Here is a 7,630-nt window from a genome sequence, read left to right as displayed (position 1 = left end):
TACTTTAAGAGATACTATTAATTTCTACTATTGTAGATTGCTCCACCTGTAGTTTCCTTATTTAACTTTAAGAGATACTATTAATTTCTATTATTTTAAATCCACTCGAAAAAAATCTTCTTTTTTTATCAAAACAAAACAGTTATGTTACCTTTTAGTAACAATTTTGTTACTTTTGTTACCAAAACCATTGTGTTATTCTCCTATGTGGTATAAAATATGAATAAACGCTATTATTTTACTATTTTATGCAAGAGGGGAAAAAATGAATTATAAAAAGACTTTATTATTGTTTTCACTTACTATTTTAATGATTATTTTTGGAGCGGGATTTAGCAATGCTGCTAATTTAGATACAGCTGAAGAGTTGCCGGAAAAGGTTTCAGGTGAAACAATAAAGGAAAACAAGACTGAGACTTTAAACGAATCAGTTGATGAAAAATCTAACGAAACTTCTATTGAAGATACATATAAAGAAACTGAGACCGAAGAAGAGATAAATGCGGTAGACTCAAAAGAGGACATAACTAGAAAAAATACTATAGAAGAATCTACAACAAATAGGGAATCATTTCAAAATCAAAATAGTTTTGAAATGTCTGATTTTCAAATAGAAATGTCAAATGTAAAGAGTGGATCTAGAGTTTCTGAAGGTTGGCATTATGATGGTTCTAATTGGAAATATTTAGATAAGTCAGGAAATCCGGTGATTTCAAAATGGGTTTGGGCTCCTATTTTAGACAAAGATGGAAAGAGAACAGGCAAATTTAACTGGAAATATTTTAATTATAAAGGCAATAATATAAATCAATTTTATATTGAGAATGGAAAAATTTGGTTGTCTCAAGAAACACCAACTAAACAATATTTGAGGGGATGGTGGACTAATCCGGATAATGGATATAGATATTTCTTCAGATTGTCTTCAGGAACAAGAGTTTCAGGTAGACAATTTATTGATGGAAACTGGAGATTTTTTAGAACGACCGGTACTCTTGCATATGGTAGACAATTCATTAAAGGTGGATGGTCATATTTTAGAGAGGAAACTGGTGCGCAAGCTTTTGGTTGGCAATTTTATAATGGCGCATGGAGATATAATGATCCGGATGATTTCGGACATGAATACCATTCCGTATGGAAGTATATGCCATTAAATGATAAGAATGGATCTCATAGTTGGAAATATTTTAATGATAATGGAGAAAACATTTATCAAATATATAAAGAAAATAACAGTTCATATTTAGCACAACCTGGGTCTAATTCAGGATTTGGTAAAGGTTGGTGGAAAAATCCTACAACAAATCAAAATTACTATTTTAGAAATTCAACAGGCACAATGGTTAAAAGATGGCAATACATTGATGGTATGTGGAGATTCTTCAGAAATAGTGGGACTCAAGCATTTGGTTTACAATTTGTGAATGGAGAATTTGTGTATTTAAGACAGGGAACTGGTTCACATGCATTGGGTAGACAATTTGTAAATGGAAAATGGATGGACTTTGGCGAACATTATGATTATAGATTAGAGAAATATGTTAATGGGAATGGACAAGCTTCCGATATCCTTGGAGATAATAATACAACAAAAACATTTAAATTGGTTATAGATCCAGGACATGGTGGCGGTATAAAACATAATAGAGGTGGTGTGCTATTTAACGAAGGTGATCAAAACTATCGTTTTGCACAAGCTATACTTAAAGAAGCTTCCAGATATAAAGATGTTGAAGTGACAACAACAAGACCAAATATTGATGATGATCCTTCATTTGAAGATAGAGCAAAAGCAGGTTCAGGTGCAGACTTATTTGTATCTGTACATACAAACGCGGCAGATAAATACGTAAGAGGTGTTGAAATTTGGGGTTCTCAAAAAAATACTAAACTAGGACATGACTTTGCAATAGATATTACAAATACTTGGTCAAAACTGCTAAATACACCAAATAGAGGTGTAATGTATGACTATAGAGATCAAAATGAAGTTTTAAGAAACTTGTATTATCCAGATAATACAAAAGAAGATACATGGTTTATTTATAAAGGAAATACAGCAAAACAAAAAATCTTATTAGAATCAGTATTCCATACAAACTATGATGATTCCTCAGTATTCTTAAAGAATCAAGAACTTTTAGCTAGAGAATTTATGGCGAAAGTTTCAAAACACTTTGGGATAAAATTGAAATAATAATTTCTTCAAACTATATTTTTGTTCTTATACTTATAATGGGAACTATAAGTATTGTATTAACTAGATATAAAGCGGGATTAATTAAATAATAGTGATTTACCAAATATCATTAGTGGTTTTGCTACTATTAGTGATTCTTTAACTATCTATTGAAGAAATAGCTCTTGGATTTAACTTAGGATATAAAAATAAAATTTTTATTTAGAAGGGATATATTATGAAAAATTTATTTAAAATTTTGTCAATTATTCTTATAATCGCATTTGTAGATCAAATATATATGATTCAAAAATTTGGTAATATATCTAAAGAAACATTATTTATGACTTTTTGTTTATTATTAGCATCAATTAAATTTGGATTTTTTGATGAAAGGAAATATAACAAAATACATAAATAAGAACTACATAAATAAGAACTACAGAATATTATATAGGCCTTTACTTTTAAGAGTAAGGTCTATTTTTTTGCCTAAGTGTATTGAGTATATAAAAGCGAACGAAAAACAATATCTGGTATATAGGTGAAGAGAGTGAATACAAACAGTGTAGCTGATTAATTTAATTTCCCATTTCTACTAAACATCTCCATTCCAAATATGTTAATTTTCCTTAAATTAAGTATGTTCAATACGGGGATTGCATTGTTATTAAACATATCTTATGCTAAAATATAATAGATATTTGATATATTTAATTTGATATAATAGAAAATTGGAGAAAGAAATGAATAAAGTAGTAAAGAGGATTTTGATTGCTTTTGCTGTGGTCTTAGCAATTGTATATATCGCTGGAATTGTGTATTTTTCAGAAAATACTTTTCTTAATACAAAAGTAAATGGTTTAGACAAGAGCTTGATTAGTAAAAGTGATGTATTTAAATTTGATACTGATGAATATAAGTTAAATGTAGTAGGCAAGGATGATAAATCTGTAGAGATTGCATCAAAAGATATAGACTTAAAAAAAGATGTAAAAGGTAAACCTGAAGTAAAGCAAAATGTATGGTTGTGGCCGATTGAAATTTTTAAATCTCATGATTACGAAATTGATTTAGAAACAAAATATAATGAGACAAAGTTAGATAAGATTTTAAGTGAATCAGAATTGTTTAAAAAGGTGATTGAACCTAAAGATGCATATATTTCAACTACTGAAAATGCAGTTACATTAGAAGAAGAAGTGTTGGGAAATAAACTTGATAAGGAAAAGTTGATTGCAAGTATTAAATCATCAATTGAAAAAGAAGAAGAAAAATTAGAATTAAAAGAAGAATATATTTTACCAAAAATTACAAAAGAAGATGAAAATTTAAAAGCGCAGTTTGAAAAATTGTCAAAGATTTTTAAGAATAAGTTTGTTTTTGATTTTGAAGATAGAAAGTATGAATTAACAGGTCAAAAACTATTAGAAATGTACAATGTTGATTCAAAGGGTGTATATGTGTTAAATAGACAATCATTACGTGATTTTATCAGAGATATAGCGATTGAAACAGATACGTATAATACACCTCATAAATTTAAAGCAACAGGTATTGGTGAAATAACTGTGCCAGGCGGTATTTACGGCTGGCAAATGAATGTAGATAAGACTACTGACAATGTGATGGCTATGCTAGAAAATAATAAAACTGGAAATGTTGAAATTGTTTATTTGCATGAAGCTAAACATAGAGGTCTGGATGACATTGGTGACACATATATTGAAATTGACTTATCAAGACAACATATGTGGTTTTACAAGGATGGAAAATTGTATCTTGATACAGATATAATATCTGGAGATTTGAGAAATAGAGATGCTACAACACCAGTTGGTGTTAATAAAGTATGGTCAAAAGAAACAGATAGAAAATTAAACGGTAATAATGCAGTTACTGGTAGTAGATATTCATATCCTGTAAAATACTGGATGCCAGTAGGTTGGACAGGTTCTGGTATTCATGATACATGGCATAGAACCGAATACGGTGGAAATGTTTATAAGACAAATGGTAGTTCTTCTTGTATAAATACACCACCTAAAGCGATGGAAAAATTATTCCCTGCAGTGCCTCTTTACACTGCGGTGGTAATTTATGAAAGCTCAACTAATAATTCACCAACTGAATTTGAAAGACAAGAACAAATTCGTAAAGGTGAAGCAAAGATGGATGTTCAATAATGATTGAAATACAAAATTTGAAATTTAAATATGAAGAAGATGAGAAATTAGTTTTAGATGATATAAACTTAAACATTCCTTCTGGACAATTTGTTTCTATTTTAGGTAGGAATGGTTCTGGAAAATCAACTTTAGCCAAATTGCTAAATGCACAGATTATTCCTACTGAAGGTTCGGTTAAGGTATTTGGAAAAGATACTAAGGATGCTGATGTTTTCGAGGTGAGAGAAAAAGTAGGAATGGTTTTTCAAAATCCAGATAATCAAATTGTTGCCACAATTGTTGAAGAGGATGTAGCATTTGGACCGGAAAATTTAGGTATTCCAAATCCAGAGCTTAGAAATAGAGTTGATGAATCACTTAAAGCGGTGGGGATGTATGAGCATAGATTAGATGCTCCACATATGTTATCAGGAGGTCAAAAGCAAAGAGTGGCAATTGCGGGAGTTTTAGCAATGAAGCCAGATATTATCGTTTTTGACGAACCCACAGCCATGCTTGATCCAACAGGTAGAAAAGATGTTATGGAGCAGGCGGTAAAGTTAAACAAAGAAGAAAATAAAACGATTATTAATATTACCCATTATATGAATGAAGCTGTCATTTCTGATAGAGTAGTGGTAATAAATGAAGGAAAGATTGTTTTAGATGGTACTCCTAAAGAAGTATTTTCACATGTAGATTTGATTAGAAAATATGGACTAGATGTACCACAAGTTACTGAATTAGCATTTATGTTAAAAAATAACGGGGTTAACATTAATAGTGAAATATTAACTATTGATGAATTGGTTAAAGCATTATGAGTATAATATTAAAAAATGTCAGTTTTAATTACGGTCAAGCAGGAGGAAGCAATTCTTCCGCGCTTGACAATATTAATTTACAGATAAATAGCAATGAATTTATTGGGATTATTGGTCACACTGGTTCAGGAAAGTCAACATTAACTCAATTATTTAATGGTTTACTGTATGCTACTTCTGGGGAAGTTTCTGTTGATGGACAAATTATCTCAGAAGAGACAAAAAGTGAGTTAAAAAAGGTAAGACAGAAGGTTGGTTTGGTATTTCAATACCCTGAATACCAACTGTTTGAAGAAACGGTTGCGCTTGATATAGCTTATGGTCCTAAAAATCTAGATTTAGATGAGAGTGAAGTTGAAAAAAGAGTAAAAGAATCAATGGAACTTGTTGGTTTGGACTATGAAAAATATAAAGATCAGTCTCCATTCGAACTATCTGGAGGTCAAAAGAGACGTGTAGCCATTGCTTCTATTTTAGCTATGGAGCCAAAATATCTTGTCTTAGACGAGCCGACAGCTGGACTTGATCCTTTAGGAAGAGATGAGATTTTAGGAGAATTAAGACATATATATGACAATAGAGACGATCTTACTGTCATTGTGGTATCACATTCAATGGAAGATATCGCCAAAATTGCAGATAGAGTTATTGTAATGAACAAAGGAAAAATAATTGGTGATGATATTCCAGAGATTATTTATAGTAAAGAAGAGGAACTGGAATCCATTGGCTTAGATGTCCCACAAATTACAAGTGCAATGACTTTATTAAAAGAAAAAGGCTATAAATTTGATAAGACGGTCATCACTGTAGAAGAAGCCTTCGAAGTTTTGATAAAACAGTTAGGAGGCAAAAATGAATAACATGACTTTAGGACAATATGTTCCAGGGGATAGCATTATTCATAGATTAGATCCTAGAGTGAAAATAATTTTAGTATTATTTTATATGATAGCTCTATTTATGATAAATAATATATTGCTATACATTCCTATGTTTATATTTGTTTATGCAACAATAAAGATTGCGGGTTTAAGTTTTAGAAAAATTCTAAAGTCATTAAAATCTATCATCTTTATATTAATATTTACAACCATAATTCATTTGTTGACTACATCAGGTAAGGAATTAGTTAATATTTTAGGATTATCCATTTCTTATGAAGGTGTTCACAATGCGCTATATATCGCAGTTAGATTGATTTTATTAGTGATCGGTACGACATATTTGACACTTACTACAAGTACAACAAAGTTAACGGATGGTTTGGAATCATTGATGAGTCCATTAAAAATAATAAAATTCCCAGCACATGAACTTGCTATGATGATTTCAATTGCATTGAGATTCATTCCTACATTATTTGATGAAGCCAACAAAATTAGGAAAGCTCAATTAGCTAGAGGTGCGGATTTTGAGTCAGGAAATATGTTAAAAAAGGCAAAAAGTTTAGTGCCATTACTAGTTCCATTATTTATTAATTCATTCAGAAGAGCTACAGAGCTGGCCATCGCAATGGAAGCTAGAGGATATAGAGGTTCAGAAGGTAGAACGAGATTAAATCCGCTAAAATATGATAGAAAAGATATAATTATTTTTGTAGCAGTGACTATATTCTTCATTTTTTTAGTAATATTGAGTAGAGTGTTATGAAAAATATAAAATTGGAAATTTCATATGATGGTTCTAAATTTTTTGGCTTTCAGATACAGCCAGATGTTAGGACTGTGCAAGGAGAATTAGAAGAAGCGATAAAAAAAGTTACTGGGGAAGATATTACAATTATTTCAGCGGGTAGGACAGATACTGGAGTACATGCTAAGTCGCATGTTTCAAATTTTATCACTAAAAATGACATGCCTGCAATGTCGTACAAATATAAACTGAGACTATTTTTAAGTGATGATATTATCGTGCAAAATTCAACTGAAGTTGATTTAGATTTTAATGCCAGATATGATGCGAAATCTAAAACTTATCGATACATTATATATAATGATAGAAAGTTTTATCCATATTTCAATGACTATAAGCTTCACATCAAACACAAATTAGACATAGATAAAATGATTGAGGCTTCAAAACTTTTAATAGGAAGGCATGATTTTTCAGCCTTTATGAAATTGGGACAAGATAAAAACCCCGTTAGAAAAATAGATAAAATTGATATTTACAAAGTAGATAAGGAAATATATTTAGAATTTACAGCTAAGAGTTTTCTACACAATCAAATACGTATCATGGTAGGTTTACTAATTGATATAGGTAGGGGGTTTAGAGAAGTAAATTATGTAAATGAAATATTTGAAAAAAAGATAAAAAGAGCAGCTAAAACTTATGGTCCTCAAGGATTATATTTAATTGATGTAAAGTATTAAAAACATTTAATTTTACAAGATAAACTGCATTTAAATTTGACAAAACGGGATAAACCCGATATAATTATTTAGTATTTA

The 7,630-nt window shown here is 30.2% G+C and carries 7 protein-coding genes; all 7 read left to right on the top strand.

Going from position 1 to position 7,630, the window contains the following annotated elements; genetic code table 11:
* The first annotated feature begins 265 nt into the window (after window positions 1-265).
* The 7 genes from HMPREF9709_RS05565 (at window position 266) to truA (ending at window position 7,552) form a co-directional block, all read left to right on the top strand.
* Window positions 266-2,200 carry an N-acetylmuramoyl-L-alanine amidase gene (locus HMPREF9709_RS05565; protein ID WP_005398599.1) on the top strand — a complete coding sequence of 645 codons (1,935 nt, stop codon included), beginning with the start codon at window positions 266-268 and terminating at the stop codon, window positions 2,198-2,200.
* A 220-nt stretch (window positions 2,201-2,420) separates the two neighbouring features.
* Window positions 2,421-2,603: a hypothetical protein gene (locus HMPREF9709_RS05560; protein ID WP_005398598.1), complete on the top strand. Its 183-nt coding sequence runs from the start codon at window positions 2,421-2,423 to the stop codon at window positions 2,601-2,603.
* A gap of 325 nt (window positions 2,604-2,928) precedes the next feature.
* Window positions 2,929-4,368 (top strand): L,D-transpeptidase family protein, encoded by a 1,440-nt coding sequence (locus tag HMPREF9709_RS05555; protein ID WP_005398597.1) that lies wholly within the window; start codon window positions 2,929-2,931, stop codon window positions 4,366-4,368.
* A complete protein-coding gene (locus HMPREF9709_RS05550) occupies window positions 4,368-5,174 on the top strand; it encodes an energy-coupling factor transporter ATPase (RefSeq protein WP_005398596.1) in 807 nt (268 codons plus the stop codon). The genes HMPREF9709_RS05555 and HMPREF9709_RS05550 overlap by 1 nt, the downstream gene beginning before the upstream one ends.
* Complete coding sequence (locus tag HMPREF9709_RS05545) at window positions 5,171-6,037, top strand: energy-coupling factor transporter ATPase (protein WP_005398595.1); 867 nt, start codon at window positions 5,171-5,173, stop codon at window positions 6,035-6,037. The genes HMPREF9709_RS05550 and HMPREF9709_RS05545 overlap by 4 nt, the downstream gene beginning before the upstream one ends.
* Window positions 6,030-6,827 carry an energy-coupling factor transporter transmembrane component T family protein gene (locus tag HMPREF9709_RS05540; RefSeq protein WP_005398594.1) on the top strand — a complete coding sequence of 266 codons (798 nt, stop codon included), beginning with the start codon at window positions 6,030-6,032 and terminating at the stop codon, window positions 6,825-6,827. The genes HMPREF9709_RS05545 and HMPREF9709_RS05540 overlap by 8 nt, the downstream gene beginning before the upstream one ends.
* Window positions 6,824-7,552 carry a tRNA pseudouridine(38-40) synthase TruA gene (truA, locus tag HMPREF9709_RS05535; RefSeq protein ID WP_005398593.1) on the top strand — a complete coding sequence of 243 codons (729 nt, stop codon included), beginning with the start codon at window positions 6,824-6,826 and terminating at the stop codon, window positions 7,550-7,552. Before HMPREF9709_RS05540 ends, truA begins: the two co-directional genes overlap by 4 nt.
* The last annotated feature ends 78 nt before the right edge of the window (window positions 7,553-7,630 follow it).

Source organism: Helcococcus kunzii ATCC 51366 (assembly GCF_000245755.1).
GTDB classification, from domain to species: domain Bacteria; phylum Bacillota; class Clostridia; order Tissierellales; family Peptoniphilaceae; genus Helcococcus; species Helcococcus kunzii.
This window is presented reverse-complemented; position numbering and strand designations above follow the sequence as displayed.